The sequence below is a fragment of the Streptacidiphilus sp. BW17 genome (genome assembly GCF_041262485.1).
Lineage (GTDB): Bacteria > Actinomycetota > Actinomycetes > Streptomycetales > Streptomycetaceae > Streptacidiphilus.
In genome coordinates this window covers 247,004-263,026 of the sequence record NZ_JBGCCR010000001.1, presented here as the reverse complement: position 1 = coordinate 263,026, position 16,023 = coordinate 247,004, and the positions used below count along the sequence as shown (strand labels likewise).

At 71.5% G+C, this 16,023-nt stretch carries 12 protein-coding genes; 11 read left to right on the top strand and 1 reads right to left on the bottom strand.

Annotated features, from left to right (window positions below):
- The first annotated feature begins 17 nt into the window (after positions 1-17).
- The 9 genes from ABH940_RS01180 (at position 18) to cydD (ending at position 12,943) form a co-directional block, all read left to right on the top strand.
- Positions 18-1,391 carry an efflux RND transporter periplasmic adaptor subunit gene (locus ABH940_RS01180; protein WP_370103964.1) on the top strand — a complete coding sequence of 458 codons (1,374 nt, stop codon included), beginning with the start codon at positions 18-20 and terminating at the stop codon, positions 1,389-1,391.
- Positions 1,388-2,188, top strand: a complete 801-nt coding sequence (locus ABH940_RS01175) for an ABC transporter ATP-binding protein (RefSeq protein ID WP_370065140.1) — start codon at positions 1,388-1,390, stop codon at positions 2,186-2,188. The genes ABH940_RS01180 and ABH940_RS01175 overlap by 4 nt, the downstream gene beginning before the upstream one ends.
- Positions 2,185-3,402, top strand: a complete 1,218-nt coding sequence (locus tag ABH940_RS01170; RefSeq protein WP_370065142.1) for an ABC transporter permease — start codon at positions 2,185-2,187, stop codon at positions 3,400-3,402. The genes ABH940_RS01175 and ABH940_RS01170 overlap by 4 nt, the downstream gene beginning before the upstream one ends.
- Positions 3,395-4,105 (top strand): hypothetical protein, encoded by a 711-nt coding sequence (locus ABH940_RS01165; RefSeq protein WP_370065144.1) that lies wholly within the window; start codon positions 3,395-3,397, stop codon positions 4,103-4,105. The genes ABH940_RS01170 and ABH940_RS01165 overlap by 8 nt, the downstream gene beginning before the upstream one ends.
- 259 nt (positions 4,106-4,364) lie before the next feature.
- The gene (locus ABH940_RS01160) at positions 4,365-5,072 is read left to right on the top strand and encodes a response regulator transcription factor (RefSeq protein WP_370065146.1); all 708 of its coding nucleotides are present in this window, start codon (positions 4,365-4,367) and stop codon (positions 5,070-5,072) included.
- Positions 5,047-6,573 carry a sensor histidine kinase gene (locus ABH940_RS01155; RefSeq protein ID WP_370065148.1) on the top strand — a complete coding sequence of 509 codons (1,527 nt, stop codon included), beginning with the start codon at positions 5,047-5,049 and terminating at the stop codon, positions 6,571-6,573. Before ABH940_RS01160 ends, ABH940_RS01155 begins: the two co-directional genes overlap by 26 nt.
- A gap of 315 nt (positions 6,574-6,888) precedes the next feature.
- Entirely contained in the window at positions 6,889-8,430 is a 1,542-nt protein-coding gene (locus ABH940_RS01150) for a cytochrome ubiquinol oxidase subunit I (RefSeq protein ID WP_370065150.1), read from the top strand.
- A 37-nt stretch (positions 8,431-8,467) separates the two neighbouring features.
- A complete protein-coding gene (cydB, locus tag ABH940_RS01145; RefSeq protein WP_370065152.1) occupies positions 8,468-9,463 on the top strand; it encodes a cytochrome d ubiquinol oxidase subunit II in 996 nt (331 codons plus the stop codon).
- A gap of 51 nt (positions 9,464-9,514) precedes the next feature.
- Entirely contained in the window at positions 9,515-12,943 is a 3,429-nt protein-coding gene (cydD, locus tag ABH940_RS01140; RefSeq protein ID WP_370103962.1) for a thiol reductant ABC exporter subunit CydD, read from the top strand.
- Positions 12,944-12,986: 43 nt separating this feature from the next.
- On the opposite strand, the gene ABH940_RS01135 is transcribed toward cydD, so the two are convergent.
- Positions 12,987-13,637, bottom strand: a complete 651-nt coding sequence (locus tag ABH940_RS01135) for a hypothetical protein (RefSeq protein WP_370065157.1) — start codon at positions 13,635-13,637, stop codon at positions 12,987-12,989.
- A gap of 127 nt (positions 13,638-13,764) precedes the next feature.
- Here ABH940_RS01135 and ABH940_RS01130 point away from each other — a divergent pair, with 127 nt between their 5' ends.
- Together ABH940_RS01130 and ABH940_RS01125 are read left to right on the top strand one after the other, a co-directional pair.
- Positions 13,765-14,442: a response regulator transcription factor gene (locus tag ABH940_RS01130; protein WP_370065159.1), complete on the top strand. Its 678-nt coding sequence runs from the start codon at positions 13,765-13,767 to the stop codon at positions 14,440-14,442.
- 40 nt (positions 14,443-14,482) lie between these two features.
- On the top strand, positions 14,483-15,967 hold the full coding sequence (locus ABH940_RS01125; RefSeq protein WP_370103960.1) for an ATP-binding protein: 1,485 nt from the start codon (positions 14,483-14,485) through the stop codon (positions 15,965-15,967).
- Positions 15,968-16,023 lie beyond the last annotated feature (56 nt).

Below are 16,023 nucleotides of genomic sequence, written 5' to 3'. Positions count from 1 at the left end.
CGGCCAAGGTGTGGCGCATGAAGGTGCTTCCACGACGGCGTAAGTCCGTCCTGTTGAACTCCGTGCTCGTCACGGCGCTGCTGGCCGTCGCCGGCGGTGCGTGGGCGACCGTGGCCGAGGGCTCCAGCAGCACCACGACGTCCACGACGACGCGTACCGCGACGGTCGCGCGCGGCAATGTCCTTGCGACGGTCTCCGGGTCGGGCACGCTGGCCTCGCCGTCGGACGCCGGGGTGAGCTTCACCACCGGCGGCACGCTCACCGAAGTCGATGTGGCGGCTGGTCAGAAGGTCTCCGCCGGGCAGGTCCTGGCCAAGGTCGACCCCACCTCCGCACAGGAGTCGCTCAACGCCGCCCAGACGCAGCTGACCGCTGCGCAGGCCAACCTCACCCAGGTCGAGCAGGGGCAGGCGTCCACCAGTTCCGGCTCGGGCGGTGGCGGCGGCAACTCCGGCTCGGGCTCTGGCGGTGGCAGCGGTAGCGGCCAGGCTGCTGCGGCGCCCTCGCCGACCCCGACCGTCAACCAGGCCCAGCTGGCCAGTGCTCAGAACCAGGTCACCACCGCCCAGAACGCCGTCGACGCCGCCCAGCGTGCGCTCGACGGCACCGTGCTCAAGGCGCCCGTCTCCGGCACCGTCGCCTCCGTGGCCGGCAAGGTCGGTGCGTCGGTCTCCGGGACCGGCGGCAGCTCCGGCTCCGGCGGCGGTTCGGGCAGCGGTTCCGGTTCTGGCGGCAGCGGCTCGGGCTCCAGCAGTTCCTCGTCCAACTCGTCCACCCTGTCCGGCTTCGTAGTGATCACCAACCCCACCGGGATGGAGGTCAACGCCGACTTCTCCGAGGGCGACGCTCTCAAGCTCAAGGCCGGTCAGGGCGCCACGGTGACCCTGAACGCCGACACCAGCCAGGTGTTCAACGCCAAGGTGCTCTCGATCAGTTCGCTTCCCGTCTCCAGCTCCGGCTCCGGCGGCGGCAGTTCGTCCAGCGCGGTGCAGTACGCCGCGGTGCTGGCGATCCTCGGCGACACCTCCAACCTGCGCACCGGCCTCAGTGCCAGCGTCCAGGTGGACGTCGGTGACGCCTCCAACGCGCTCTACCTGCCGACCTCGGCGGTCAACGGGACCGGCTCCGGCGCCAGCGTCCAGGTGGTCCAGCCGAACGGCACCACCAAGCGGACGCCGGTCACCCTGGGCGTCCAGGGCGACACCGACGACCAGATCCTCTCCGGCGTGACCCTGGGCCAGAAGGTCCAGATCACGGTGGTCTCCACCAGCGGCAGCAACGGCTTCCCGAGCACCGGCTTCCCGGGCGGCATCGGTGGCGGCGGCTTCGGTGGTGGCGGCGGTGGCCGTGGTGGCGGTCGTGGCGCCGGTGGCGGGGGTGGCCTCGGATGAGCCCCGCGCCCGTCATCGCGGCCCGCAGCCTGGTGAAGACCTACGGCATGGGCGACGCGGTCGTGCACGCCCTGGCGGGCGTCGATCTGACGGTCCATCAGGGTGACTACGTCGCCATCATGGGCAGCTCCGGCTCGGGCAAGTCGACCCTGATGAACATCCTCGGCTGCCTGGACGTGCCGACCACCGGCCGTTACCTGCTGGACGGGATCGACGTGGGCGGGCTGGACGAGCGGCAGCTGTCGCTCGTCCGCAACCGCAAGATCGGCTTCATCTTCCAGTCCTTCAACCTGGTTCCGCGCACCTCGGCGGTGGCCCAGGTCGAGCTGCCGCTCGCCTACGCGGGCGTCAAGGCCGCCGAGCGGCGTCGCCGTGCGCTGGCCGCGCTGAGCATGGTCGGCCTGGCCGAGCGTGCCGACCACAAGCCCAACGAGCTCTCCGGCGGCCAGCAGCAGCGCGTCGCCGTGGCCCGCGCGCTGGTCACCGCACCGGCGATGCTGCTGGCGGACGAGCCCACCGGAAACCTGGACAGCCACAGCACCAGGGAGGTCCTCGGCATCGTGGACCGCCTCAACCTGTCCGGCCGCACGGTCGTGCTGATCACCCACGAGGACGAGGTCGCGCGCCACGCCAAGCGGGTGATCCGGCTGGTCGACGGCCTGATCGTGAGCGACGTGCGACAGGCTCCGGTCGTCGGGCCGCCCCCGGCGATGGCCGCGGCGAATGCAGCATCCGCAGGTCCGGCAGCTGCCGCGGCTTCCGCAGCGGACGTCCTGGCCAAGGAGGCGATCCGGTGAACCCCTTCGAGACACTCCGCTTCGCGGTCCACGGCCTGTCCGCCAACAAGGTCCGCTCCGGACTGACCATGCTGGGCATCCTGATCGGTGTCGCCGCGGTCATCCTGCTGCTGGCGGTCGGCAACGGCTCGTCGCAGGCGGTCAAGAACTCGATCGACGCGCTCGGCACCAACTCGCTGACGATCTCGTCGGGTGCGGGCTTCGGCGCCCAGTCGACCGCGACCAGCACCAAGCCGCTGACGGTCACCGACGCCAAGGCGCTGGCCGACCCGACCCAGGCTCCGGACATCAAGGGCGTCGCCCCCGAGGTGCAGACCTCGCAGACGGCGCTCTACGACGGCACCTCGCACACGGTCAGCTCGGTGATCGGCACCTACCCGGCCTACTTCGAGGCGTCCAACAGCAAGGTCGCCCAGGGCGACTACTTCAGCGACGACGACGTGCTGGCCTCGCGCAAGGTCGCGGTGATCGGCTCGACCACGGCGTCGGACCTGTTCGGTACCGCTTCTCCGATCGGCAAGCAGATCATCCTGGGCGGCACGCCGCTCACGGTGGTCGGCGAGCTGGCCACCAAGGGCAGCAGCACCAGCGGCTTCAACGACCCGGACGACGTGGTCATCGCGCCGCTGCCGACGGTGCAGAACGCCTACACCGGCTTCGGTTCGCTGAGCCAGATCCTGGTCGAGGCGACCTCCGCCGACACCACGACGCAGGCGCAGAACGAGATCACCACGATCCTGATGGGCACCCACGGGATCACCAACGCGTCGGCGGTCGACTTCCGGGTCAGCAGCCAGACCTCGCTGCTGAGCACCCGTAGCTCGACCACGCAGACCTTCACCGTGCTGCTCGGCGCGGTGGCGGCGATCTCGCTGCTGGTCGGCGGCATCGGCATCACCAACATCATGCTGGTCACGGTCGCCGAGCGGACCCGCGAGATCGGCATCCGCAAGGCGATCGGAGCGCCCAAGGGCGTCATCCTCGGTCAGTTCCTGGCCGAGTCGACGCTGCTGTCCCTGGTCGGGGCCGGGCTGGGCGTGGTGATCGCGCTGATCGGCGCGCACTTCACCATCGTCGGCATCAAGCCGGTGGTGATCCCGGCGTCGGTGTACGGCGCGTTCGGCATCGCGGTGGCCATCGGGCTGTTCTTCGGCAGCTACCCGGCGAGCCGGGCGGCCAGCCTGCGTCCGATCGAGGCGCTGCGCCATGAGTGATCTGCAGAAGGAGGACGTGCGCGTGGAACTCGTGGACGAGAACGCGAGGAACGCCGTGAACATGAACGCCGTGAACATGAACGCCGTGAACATGAAGGCCGTGAACATGGGCGAGGAACCGACGGAGCAGCTGTCCCCCGAGGACATCCTGGCCGAGCCGCCGGACGCGCTGGACATCAGCGCGGAGCTCGCGGCCCCGCCGCGGCGGAAGCTGCCGTGGCTGACGCTGGTGCTCGGCGCCGCGGTGGTCGCGGGGCTCGGCTTCATCGGCGGCGTCCAGGTCGAGAAGGGCCAGGCCCCGACGGGCGGGGGTGGCTTCGGCGGCCGCAACTTCGCTGCCGCGGGAGCCTCCGGCTCCAGCGCGACGGGCTCCGGTGCGACGGGTTCCGGCCGGACGGGCGGTGCCGCGGGTGGCGGCGGTGGCTTCGGTGGATTCGGCGGTGGTGGGTTCGGCGGCGGCGCGGCTGGTGCCGGCGGGGGTTCGACGGTCGGTACCGTCAAGCTCGTCGACGGCAGCACGATCTACGTCTCCGACGCGTCGGGCAACATCGTCAAGGTCACGACCAGCGGCAGCACCAAGGTCAGCCTCTCCACGACAGGCACCGTCACCGACCTGAAGCCCGGCTCGACGGTCACCGTCCGCGGCACGACCGACTCCTCCGGCGACGTCTCGGCATCGACAGTCACCCAGGTCGGCGGCTGAAGCCTTCAGGGGCGCGGGGAACTGCGCGCAAGCCATCCACGCAGCCGGCGGGCCGAACGGTCAGGGCCCATCCGCACAGGGTGGTTGCCCGCGCAGTTCCCCGCGCCCCTAGGCCCTGTCTGTCAGACAGGGCCTAGACGTCTGCAGCGTCCCTCTGTCCTAATCCTTCGGAAAGAGAGCTCCACAGCGTTCACTCATGAAGTCCTCATCTAGTCCCGTTACTCTGCCGGAGCCAGACCTGAACTCACCGGGGGCGCCCATGGACACCGCCGAAGCAAGCCTGCTCGTCGTCGACGACGAGCCGAACATCCGCGAGCTGCTCTCCGCCTCGCTGAGGTTCGCAGGCTTCCGTGTGGCCTCCGCCGCGTCCGGCGCGGAGGCGGTCGCGCATGTGCAGCAGGCGCGGCCGGACCTCGTCGTGCTCGACGTGATGCTGCCGGACGTGGACGGCTTCTCCCTGGTGCGGCGGCTGCGGGACGACAGCGACCGGGACAAGATCCCGGTGATCTTCCTGACCGCCAAGGACGGGGTCGACGACAAGATCAACGGGCTGACCGCCGGTGGCGACGACTACGTCACCAAGCCGTTCAGCCTGGAGGAGCTGATCGCCCGGATCCGGGCGATCCTGCGCCGGACCGGCGGGCCCGCCGAGGACGGTCGGCTGGTGGTCGCGGACCTGGAGCTGGACCCGATCGGGCACCAGGTGACCCGCGGCGGACGCCAGGTCTCCCTCTCCCCGACCGAGTTCAAGCTGCTCGAGTACCTGATGACCAACACCGGCCGCGTCGTCTCCAAGATGCAGATCCTGGACCACGTCTGGGCCTACGACTTCGGCGGCGACCTCAGCATCGTCGAGTCCTACATCTCCTACCTGCGCCGCAAGATGGACTCCGGCGCGGACGGTGCGCCCAAGCTGATCCACACGGTGCGCGGCATCGGCTATGTCCTTCGCCGGCCGACTGCGTAGGCGGCTCGCCCTGCGGCGGCGGGCGCGGCACCATCTCGTCGGGCGGTTCTCGCTGCGGGTTCGGTTGCTGGCGTTGCTGGTCGCGCTGGTCGCGCTCGGGCTGACGGTCAGCGACACCCTCGTGCTGGGCAGCGTCCGCGACAACCAGATGCAGCGCGTCGACAGCCAACTGGACCGCTTCGGCCAGCAGATGGAGCGGGTGGCGCTGAAACCCGCCCGCCATCCGGTCCTGCCGGGCCTGCGGTACGGCGCGGGGTGGCTGCCCAGCCAGTACGTGACGGTCGCGGTCGGGCCGGACGGCTCCTACGGGCAGTTGAAGTCCCAGCAGCTCGACGCGAGCGACCCGAAGCCCGTCCTGCCCACGCTGGACCCGACGGCGCTGGCTGCCGCCATGGGCAAGCCGTTCACCGTGCCCGCCGACCACGGCGGCGGCCAGTGGCGGGTGCTCATCCTGCCGGTGAACAACCAGCCGGGATCGGGCGTGGTCGTGGCGACCTCGCTGGACGACACCGACGCGATGATCACCCGGCTGAACGAGGGCTTCCTCGCCGTCGGCGCGGCCGTCCTGCTGCTGCTGACCGTCGCGGGCTTCTTCGCGGTGCGGACCGGGCTCAAGCCGCTGCGCCGGATCGAGGAGACAGCCGAGGCGATCGCCGCCGGGCATCCGCTCTCCCACCGCGTCCCCGACTCGGACGCCCACCAGCACACCGAGGTGGGCCGGTTGGCCCGCTCCCTCAACTCGATGCTGGCGCAGATCGAGGCGGCCTTCGCGGAGCGGACCCGCTCCGAGGACCGGATGCGCCGCTTCGTCGCGGACGCCAGCCACGAGCTGCGCACCCCGCTGGCGGGCATCCGCGGCTTCGCCGAGCTCTACCGGATGGGCGCGCTGGCCACCGACGCGGACGTCAAGCGGACCATGGAGCGGATCGAGTCCGAGTCGGTCCGGATGAGCGGACTGGTGGAGGACCTGCTGATGCTGGCCCGCCTGGACGAGCAGCGTCCGCTGCAGCTCGCGCCGATGGACCTGCGCACGCTGGCCATCGACGCGCTGCACGACACCACCGCGCTCGACCCGACCCGTGGCGTCAGCCTGACCGGCCCGGCCGGTGCGCCGACGCCCGGCGCGGCGGTGGTGCTGGGGGACGAGGCGCGGCTGCGCCAGGTCGTCACCAACCTGGTCGGCAACGCGGTCAAGCACACCCCGGCCGGAACCGCGGTGCGGATCGGCGTGGGCACGATCGACGGCGAGGGCGTGCTGGAGGTCGGCGACCAGGGACCGGGTCTGACGGACGAACAGGCCGCCAGGGTCTTCGAGCGGTTCTACCGGGTGGACGCGTCCCGCAGTCGTCGTGACGGCGGGGGAGCGGGCCTCGGTCTGGCCATCGTCTCGGCGCTGACGACCGCCCACGGGGGACGCGTCGAACTGGAGACCGCACCCGGCGCGGGCGCCACCTTCCGGGTGTTCCTGCCGGGAGCCCCGGCGCCGGCCGTCCACGCCTGAGTTTCCTGACCGCGTCCGACTCCGTCCTTGAGTCGCACATCACATCTGACGGAGAGTGTGCCCGGCGACACACCCGAGGCCCTCGGACAACTGCCGATTTGGCTTGTTCGCCCAGCTCAGCCTGGACGTAGTGGCTCTGCCGACTCACCCCACCCCCCTGTCAGTCTCTGCGGAAACCCGTGGTGATAATGGCTTGTGATCGTGTTCACGTTCACAAGCTCACTAACATTTTGTGTTCAGTGGGGACGTCCCACCTATGTCGGATTAACCGTGCATAGATGGACATGATGCTCGGATGATCAGGAGGGAACCGCAGTGGATCTCGCGCTCGCGCACGAGACGATGGCGCGATGGCAGTTCGGCATCACCACCGTCTACCACTTCCTGTTCGTCCCCCTGACGATCGCTCTGTCCGCGCTCACCGCGGGCCTGCAGACCGCCTGGGTGCGGACGGGTCGTGAGAAGTACTTCAGGGCCACCAAGTTCTGGGGCAAGCTCTTCCTGATCAACATGGCCATGGGCGTGGTCACCGGCATCGTCCAGGAGTTCCAGTTCGGCATGAGCTGGTCGAGCTACTCGCGGTTCGTCGGCGACATCTTCGGAGCGCCGCTGGCCTTCGAGGCGCTGATCGCTTTCTTCTTCGAGTCGACCTTCATCGGACTCTGGATCTTCGGCTGGGACCGGCTCCCCAAGAAGCTGCACCTGGCCGCGATCTGGATGGTCGCCATCGGCACAACCCTCTCCGCGTACTTCATCCTGGCCGCCAACTCCTGGATGCAGCACCCGGTCGGCTACAAGGTCGTCAACGGGCGGGCCCAGCTGACCGACTTCCCCAAGGTGCTCTTCCAGAACACCACGCTGGTGGTCGTCTTCCACACGCTGACCGCGGCCTTCCTGGTGGGCGGCGCGTTCATGATCGGCATCGCCGCCTACCAGCTGCGCAAGGCGTCGCGGCTGGCGCGAGGCGACCAGGACCGGGTGACGGTCGCCGCGATGAAGTCCTCGCTCCGGCTCGGGCTGGTGGTCTGCCTGATAGCGGGCCTCGGCACCGCGATCAGCGGTGACGCACTGGGCAAGGTCATGTTCGAGCAACAGCCGATGAAGATGGCCGCGGCCGAGGCGCTGTGGGACACCCAGGCGCCCGCGCCCTTCTCGGTCTTCGCCTACGGCGACGTGTCCAAGGGCCGCAACTCGGTCGAGATCACCATCCCCGGACTGCTCTCCTTCCTGGCCAAGGGCAACTTCTCCTCACCGGTGCCCGGCATCAACGACATCAACGCCGCTGAGAAGGCCAAGTACGGCGACAAGGCGCCCAACTACGAGCCCAACATCCCGACGACCTTCTGGGCGTTCCGCTGGATGATCGGCTTCGGGATGACCTCGTTCGTCATCGCCGTCATCGGCCTCTGGCTGACCAGGCGGAAGTTCTGGCTGGCCCCGGAGTACCGACGGGCCGGTGACGAGGTGCCGCTCTTCATGCTGACGAAGAACCGGGAGCTCGGCCCCTTCCTCAACAAGTGGATGTGGCGGGGTTTCGTCTGGACCATGCTCTTCCCGCTGATCGCCTGCTCCTGGGGCTGGATCTTCACCGAGATGGGCCGTCAGCCGTGGGTCGTCTACGGCCTGATGACCACCGCCGACGCGGTCTCCCCCGGCGTCTCCGTCGGCGAGCAGTGGACCTCGCTGATCGTCTTCACCCTGCTCTACGGAATCCTCGCGGTGATCGAGGTCAAGCTGATGGTCAAGTACGCAAAGGCCGGCCCCTTGGACGAGGAGCCGCCGCGCCACGACCCGACCCTGGGCGGCCCCCCGGCCGGTTCCGAGGACGCCGACAAGCCGTTCGCGTTCGCGTACTGATCACGCGTACTGAACGCGTATTGAGGAGACCTGGATCATGCATCTCGACGACGTCTGGTTCGTGATCATCGCGGTCCTGTGGATCGGCTACTTCTTCCTGGAGGGTTTCGACTTCGGCGTCGGCGTCCTCACCAAGGTGCTGGCCAAGGACGAGCGGGAACGCCGTGTCCTGATCAACACCATCGGCCCCGTCTGGGACGGCAACGAGGTCTGGCTGCTGACCGCAGGCGGCGCGACCTTCGCGGCCTTCCCCGAGTGGTACGCGACCCTGTTCAGCGGCTTCTACCTGGCGCTGCTGCTGATCCTGGTCTGCCTGATCGTCCGCGGCGTGGCCTTCGAGTACCGGGGCAAGCGCAACGACGCGCGCTGGAAGCGCAACTGGGACCACGCCATCTTCTGGAGCTCGCTGTTCCCGGCCTTCCTGTGGGGCGTCGCCTTCGGCAACATCGTCCACGGCACGAAGATCGGCGCGAACTTCGAGTACGTCGGCAACTTCCTCGACCTGCTGAACGGCTACGCGATCCTCGGCGGACTGGTGACGCTCTTCCTGTTCACCTTCCACGGCGCGGTCTTCACCGCGCTGAAGACCGCCGGGGACATCCGGGAGCGCGCCCGCGCGCTGGCCACCAAGCTGGGCCTGGTCACCGCGTTGCTGGCGCTGGGCTTCCTGATCTGGACCCAGGCGCACCACGGCGACGGCTGGAGCCTCTTCGCCATGGTCGTGGCCGTGGTGGCGCTGGTCGGCGCGATCGGCATGAACCGGCTGGGCCGCGAGGGCTGGGCGTTCCTGCTGTCCGGGGTGACCATCGTCGCCGCGGTGGCGATGCTCTTCCTGACCCTCTTCCCGGACGTCATGCCGTCCTCGATCGACCCGGCGCTGTCGCTGACCGTCAGCAACGCGTCGTCGTCGGCGTACACGCTGGGGATCATGACCTGGCTCGCCGCGATCGCGACCCCCGTCGTCCTGCTCTACCAGGGCTGGACCTACTGGGTGTTCCGCCGCCGCATCAGCGTCGCGAACATCCCGGCCTGACCCGCAACCCCAGTAGTTCGAGCATCACCCGCAGTCCGAGGAGTACCCGTCGTGAAGCCCGTCGACCCGCGCCTGTTGCGGCACGCCCGTGCCACCCGGATGTTCCTGCTGGCCTCGGTCGCGCTCGGCCTGGTCGGTGCGGGGCTGGTCGTCGCGCAGGCGATGCTGGTGGCCCAGATCGTCGTCGGCTGCTTCCAGCACGGCCAGGGGCTGGGCCGGTTGGGCGGTCCGCTGGCCGCACTGGCCGCGGTCTCGCTCGGCCGCGGCGTGGTCGCCTGGGCCACCGAGACGGTGGCCCACCGGGCCTCGGCGCGGGTCAAGTCCCAGCTGCGGGAGCAACTGCTGGAGCGGGCCGCGGCGCTGGGGCCATCGCGGCTGTCGCCGCAGCGCAGCGGTGAGCTGGTCACCCTGGCCACCCGGGGGGTGGACGCGCTGGACGACTACTTCGCCCGCTACGTCCCGCAGTTGGCGCTGGCCGTGGTGGTGCCGGTCGCGGTGCTGGCCCGGATCGTCTTCGCCGACTGGGTATCCGCCGCGATCATCGTGGCGACGCTGCCGCTGATCCCGGTCTTCATGGTGCTGATCGGGATGGCCACCCAGAGCCAGATGGACCGTCAGTGGCGCACGCTCGGACGGCTCTCGCACCACTTCCTCGACGTGGTCGCCGGACTGCCGACGCTCAAGGTCTTCGGCCGGGCCAAGGCGCAGGCCGAGTCGATCAGGAAGATCACCGACGAGTACCGCCGCGCCACGCTGCGGACCCTGCGGGTCGCCTTCGTCTCCTCCTTCGCACTGGAGTTGCTCTCCACGCTGTCGGTGGCGCTGGTCGCCGTCAGTATCGGCATGCGGCTGGTCAACGGCGGCATGGACCTGGAAACCGGCCTGGTGGTGCTGGTACTGGCCCCGGAGGCGTACCTGCCGATCCGCCAGGTCGGCACCCACTACCACGCCAGCGTCGAGGGCCTGGCGGCAGCCGAGCAGATCTTCGAGGTGCTGGAGACGCCCGCGCCGGAGTCGGTCGTCCGCCCGTCGGAGGACGGCGGCGTCGAGGTACGCGACCTGACGGTCCGTTACAACGGACGGGAGCGCCCGGCGCTGGACGGCCTGTCGCTGCGGATCGCGCCGGGGGAGACCGTCGCGGTCACCGGCCCGTCGGGCGCGGGGAAGTCCTCGCTGCTGGGCGTGCTGCTGGGCTTCGTACCGGTCGCCTCGGGCGAGGTGACCGCGCCCGCGCACGACCGGATCGCCTGGGTCCCGCAGCACCCGTACCTCTTCGCCGGGACCATCGCCGACAACCTCAGGTTGTCGCGCCCCGACGCCTCCGACGCCGAGCTGTGCGCGGCGCTGACCGCCGCGCAGGCCTGGGAGTTCGTGACCGCACTCCCCCTCGGTACGCGGACCGTCCTCGGCGAGGACGGCACCGGCCTCTCCGCCGGACAGCGGCAGCGCCTGGCGCTGGCCCGCGCCTTCCTGGCCGACCGCCCGCTGGTGCTGCTGGACGAGCCGACGGCGGGCCTGGACAACGAGAACGAGGCGGCGGTCGTCGCCGCGATCCGCGACCTGGCCGTCGGCCGGACCGTGATCCTGACCGCGCACCGCCCGGCGCTGCTGGCGCTGGCGGACCGCCGGATCCACCTCGGTGCGGTGGCGGCGGCTGCCGAGCCGGTCGAGACGCCCCTCGTTCCGGCGGCGCGCACCGCTGCGGCGGCTCCCCCGCAGGTCGCCGTCTCGGCAACTGCTGACTCCCCCGTCGGTGGGTGGTCGCGCTTCCCCAAGCCCAAGCTCGGCCTGGCGATCCTGCTCGGCGCGCTCGCGCTGGTCTGCGCCACCGCGCTGATGGGCACCTCCGGTTGGCTGATCTCGCGGGCCTCGCAGCAGCCGCCGGTGCTCTACCTGATGGTCGCCGTCACGGCCGTGCGCACCTTCGGCATCGGCCGGTCCGTACTCCGCTACGGGGAGCGGCTGGTCAGCCACGACGCGGTCTTCCGCAGCCTCGGGGCGCTGCGCACCACCGTCTACGCCCGGCTGGAGCGCCTCGCGCCCGCCGGGCTCGGGGCGACGTTCCGGCGCGGTGACCTGCTCTCCCGGATGGTCGCGGACGTCGACGCGATGCAGGACCACTGGCTGCGCTACCGCCTCCCGCTGGCCGTCGCGGCGCTGGCGGGCGTGCTGACGGTGGGTGCGGTGGCGTGGCTGCTGCCGCTCGCCGGAGTCGTGCTCGCGCTCGGACTGCTGCTCGCCGGGCTCGTGGTGCCGCGCCTCGCGGTGCTGCTCTCGCTCCGCGCCGAGCGCGCCCAAGCGGCGGCGCGCGGTCGGCTGAGCGGGGAGGTCGTCGGGCTGCTCGACGGCGCCGCCGAACTGACCGTCAGCGGCGCACTCCCCGCCCGGCTCACCGCGCTGCGCGCGACGGACGCCGAACTGACCGGGCTGCAGCGGCGTTCCGCTGCCGGGCTCGGCCTCGGCGTCGGCCTGACCACCGCGTTGACCGGCCTGACTGCTGTCGCCTGCGGTGCGGTCGGCATCGCGGCCGTCGCCGCCGGGCAGCTCCACGGCGTCTACCTGGCGGTGCTGCTGCTCACGCCGCTGGCGGCGTTCGAGGGCGTCACCGGCCTGACCGCCGCCGCCCAGATCCGCCACCGCAGCGCGCGCTCGGCCGCGCGGCTCGCGGAGCTCTTCGACGCGCCCGAGCCGGTCCGTGAGCCGGAGCACCCGGCCGCCGCGCCCGCCGACCCGCTGCCGCTCCAGGTCCGCGGCCTGACCGCGACCTGGCCCGGCCGCACCACGCCCGCGCTGGCCGACGTCGACCTGGACCTTACGCCGGGGCGCCGCATCGCCGTGGTCGGCCCGAGCGGCTCAGGCAAGACCACGCTGGCCAACGTCCTGCTCCGGTTCCTCGACCCCGCGTCGGGCAGCGTCACCCTGGGCGGCGCCGACGCCACCACGCTGACCGGTGAGGACGTCCGCCGTGCGGTCGGTCTCTGTGCGCAGGACGCCCACGTCTTCGACAGCTCGCTGCGCGAGAACCTCCGCCTGGCCCGCCCCGACGCCGGCGACACCGAGCTCTTCGCGGCCCTCGACGCCGCCCGGCTGGGCGCGTTCGTCCGCGAGCTGCCGGACGGCCTTTCCACCATGGTCGGCGAGCACGGCGCCAACCTCTCCGGCGGCCAGCGCCAACGCCTCGCGCTGGCACGGGCGTTGCTGGCGGACTTCCCGGTGCTGATCCTCGACGAGCCCGCCGAGCACCTCGACCTCCCGACGGCCGACGCCCTCACCGCGGACCTGCTGGCGGCGACCGAGGGCCGGGCCACGTTGCTGATCACCCACCGCCTCACCGGACTTGCGGCGGTGGACGAGGTCCTCGTCCTGGACCACGGCCGTGTGGTGCAGCGCGGCGCCTGGAACGAACTGGTCGCCGTGGACGGCCCGTTGCGTGCACTGTGGGCGCACGAGCAGCAGGCCGCGCCGGTGGCCGTGGGCTGAGCCGGGCTACACCGGAGCCGCACAGGAGCGCGCGGCGTGTAGCTCAGCCGCCCACCGTGGTGTTGCTGGTGACGGTGCCGGAGGTGCCGTCGACAGTGACCAGGTGGCTGACGCCGTCCGTGCCGAGGACGACGGCCTGCCAGGCGCTGCCGCCGCCCTGCTCGGGAACGGTGGTCAGGGTCTCGACCTTGCCGCCCGGGACCGCCGCCGCGGCCTTGTCCGCGGCCTGGTCCGCCGGGAGGGACGGGAGCGGGGCCGGGGCGAGGCCCTGAAGCGCACCCGCCGGACCCGCACCCGTGACGGCGACCACCTGTCCGCCCTTGACCACGACGCCCCCGTCGCCCGCGACACCGGCGGGGCCGCCGAGGACGACCTTGCCGGGGAGTCCGCCGGGCCCGCCGGGGAACGCCCGTACCGCGACGCCGCGGCTGTCGTGGTTGACCACGGCCGCCGTCACCGCGGCGGTGCCGCCGACCAGCACGACGATTCCGACGCCGGTCAGCACCCACCGGGCCGGGCGTCCGCCCAGCCCTCGGCGGAGACCGGATCCGGATCGGGCGGGAGCAGGAGTCGGCTCGGTGGCAGGCGCGGGTGCAGGTGCGGGCTCCTTGGTCAGGTCGAGGTCCAGGTCAGCGGCCGGGTCCGGCTCAGGGGCGGACGAGGCGGGGAACAGGGGGTCCACGGGGTCGGTCATCTCGGCTCCACAGGTCTTCGGAGGTCGTGCCGGGCGAGCCGAGAATGCCTGACCACCGCTGAAGCACTGCTGAAGATCTTGAAGATCTCTTCAGCTTCCCCGCAGAGCGCCGTGTCACCCTGAACCCGTGCGCGTACTGGTGGTGGAGGACGAACGGCGGCTCGCCGCCGCGCTGCAGCGTGGGCTGGAGACGGAGGGCTTCGCCGTCGATGTCGCGCACGACGGCCTCGCCGGACTGCGGCAGGCTACCCGTCAGCCCTACGACCTGATCGTGCTCGACATCATGCTGCCTGGCCTGAACGGCTACCGGGTCTGCTCCCGGCTTCGCGCGGCCGGGAACGACGTGGGCATCCTCATGCTCACCGCCAAGGACGGCGAGTGGGACGAGGCGGAGGCGCTCGACACCGGCGCGGACGACTTCCTCTCCAAGCCGTTCTCGTTCGTCGTCCTGGTCGCGCGGCTGCGCGCCCTCGCGCGGCGCCTCGGCAGCAGGCCGCCGCAGGTGGTCCGGCTCGGGGACCTGGTCGTCGACGTCGCCGCGCGGATCTGCTCCCGCGCCGGCACGCCGGTGCGGCTGACGGCCCGCGAGTTCGCCGTGCTGGAGCAACTCGCGCTGCGCGCCGGGGAGGTGGTCTCCAAGCGGGAGATCCTCGACCACGTCTGGGACGAGTTCTACGACGGCGACCCGAACGTCATCGAGGTCCATGTCAGCGCGCTGCGGCGGAAGATCGACGCGCCGTTCGGCCGGGCCGCCGTGCAGACGGTCCGCGGCGCCGGGTACCGGCTGGCGGTGGACGGTGGCTGAGGTGATTGAGGCGGTTGAGGTGGTCGATCCGTCCGGGCCCGTGAGCGCTGAACCGCCTGCGCGGATCCTGCTGTTGCGCCTGCTGCGTCGTCGCGCCCGCGCGTTCCGGATGCGGGTGACGCCCGGTTCGGTGCGCGCCCGGGCCACCTTCGCGGCCTGCGCGGTGGTGGCCGTCGCGCTGACGGTCGCCTCGCTGTCGATGCTCTCCCTGCTCCGCGCGGACCTGCACGGACGGGCGGCGACCAGTGCCCGCGCGCAGGCCGACGTAGTGGCCAGGCTGGTGACGAACGGCAAGTTGACCAGGGTGCTGCCGCTCGGCGACGGCACCGACTTCATCCAGGTGGTCGACACCAACGGCGCGGTGGTGGCCGCCAGCCAGAACGTCGCGGGCCGCCCCGCACTGAGCCCGGTCCCGCGGATCAAGCCCGCCCCCGGCCTGGGCGGCGCGGTGGAGGCCGTGCCGGGACCGGACGGCGGGCTGGTGACCGCGCTGACCCCGTGGGACCTGAAGATCCTCGGCCTGGAGGAGAACCAGCAGGTCACCACCATCGCCGCGGTGACGCCCAAGGGTGACGAGGTCGTCATCCACACCGGCGTCTCCCTCGTCGCCGCCGACGCCGCCGAGTCGACCACCGCGCTCACCCTCGCGGTGGGCTGCCCGCTGCTGCTGCTCCTGGTCGCCTTCGTCACCTGGCGGGTGACCGGCCGGGCGCTGCGCCCGGTGGAGGCGATCCGCACCGAGGTCGCCGCGATCGGCGAGCAGGCCCTGCACCGCCGCGTCCCGATCCCGCGCGGGGGAGACGAGATCGCCAGGCTGGCGACGACGATGAACGCGATGCTGGACCGGCTCGACGTGGCCGGGCAGCGGCAGCGGCAGTTCATCGCCGACGCCTCGCACGAGCTGCGCAGCCCGATCGCGGTGCTGCGTACCCAGTTGGAGGTGGCGCTGGCCCACCCGGACCCGGACGTCAGGGTCGAGCTGGTCGAGGGCGCGCTGGAGGACACCGAGCGCCTCCAGGCCCTCGCCGCCGACCTGCTCTTCCTGGCCCGGCTCAGCAGCAGCACCGGCGCGGTCGACCGGCCCGCCGACCCGGTCGACCTCGGCGAACTGGTCGCCGCCACGGTCCGCATCCGCGGTGCGGAGCGCTGCCCCGTCGACCTGGACCTCGCGGCGGAGGTCGTCGTCCCGGGCAACCACCTCTGGCTGGGCCGGCTGGTGACCAACCTGTTGGACAACGCGCAGCGCCACGCCCGCGCCTCGGTCGAGGTCCGGGTCCGCGCCGAGGGGGAGCAGGCGGTGCTGGAGGTCCGCAACGACGGTCCGGTGATCGACCCCGCCGACCGGGAGCGCATCTTCGAACGGTTCACCCGTCTCGACGACGCCCGCAGCCGCGACCACGGCGGCGCGGGCCTGGGCCTGCCGATCGCCCGTGACATCGCCCACCACCACGGTGGCACCCTCGGCGTCGTCGACCAGGAGACCCCTCGGGAAGGCACGACCTTCGAGGCCCGCCTCCCCAGGTGAGAACCCGGCCCGGCTGACCAATCCGGAGCAGGCCAATCCGGACAAACTAGGCTCTG

Coding starts and splice junctions, on each gene's coding strand:
- ABH940_RS01180 (WP_370103964.1), top strand. CDS start 18: ATGAAGGTGCTTCCACGACGGCGTAAGTCCGTCCTGTTGAACTCCGTG.
- ABH940_RS01175 (WP_370065140.1), top strand. CDS start 1,388: ATGAGCCCCGCGCCCGTCATCGCGGCCCGCAGCCTGGTGAAGACCTAC.
- ABH940_RS01165 (WP_370065144.1), top strand. CDS start 3,395: ATGAGTGATCTGCAGAAGGAGGACGTGCGCGTGGAACTCGTGGACGAG.
- ABH940_RS01160 (WP_370065146.1), top strand. CDS start 4,365: ATGGACACCGCCGAAGCAAGCCTGCTCGTCGTCGACGACGAGCCGAAC.
- ABH940_RS01155 (WP_370065148.1), top strand. CDS start 5,047: ATGTCCTTCGCCGGCCGACTGCGTAGGCGGCTCGCCCTGCGGCGGCGG.
- cydB (WP_370065152.1), top strand. CDS start 8,468: ATGCATCTCGACGACGTCTGGTTCGTGATCATCGCGGTCCTGTGGATC.
- ABH940_RS01135 (WP_370065157.1), bottom strand. CDS start 13,637: ATGACCGACCCCGTGGACCCCCTGTTCCCCGCCTCGTCCGCCCCTGAG.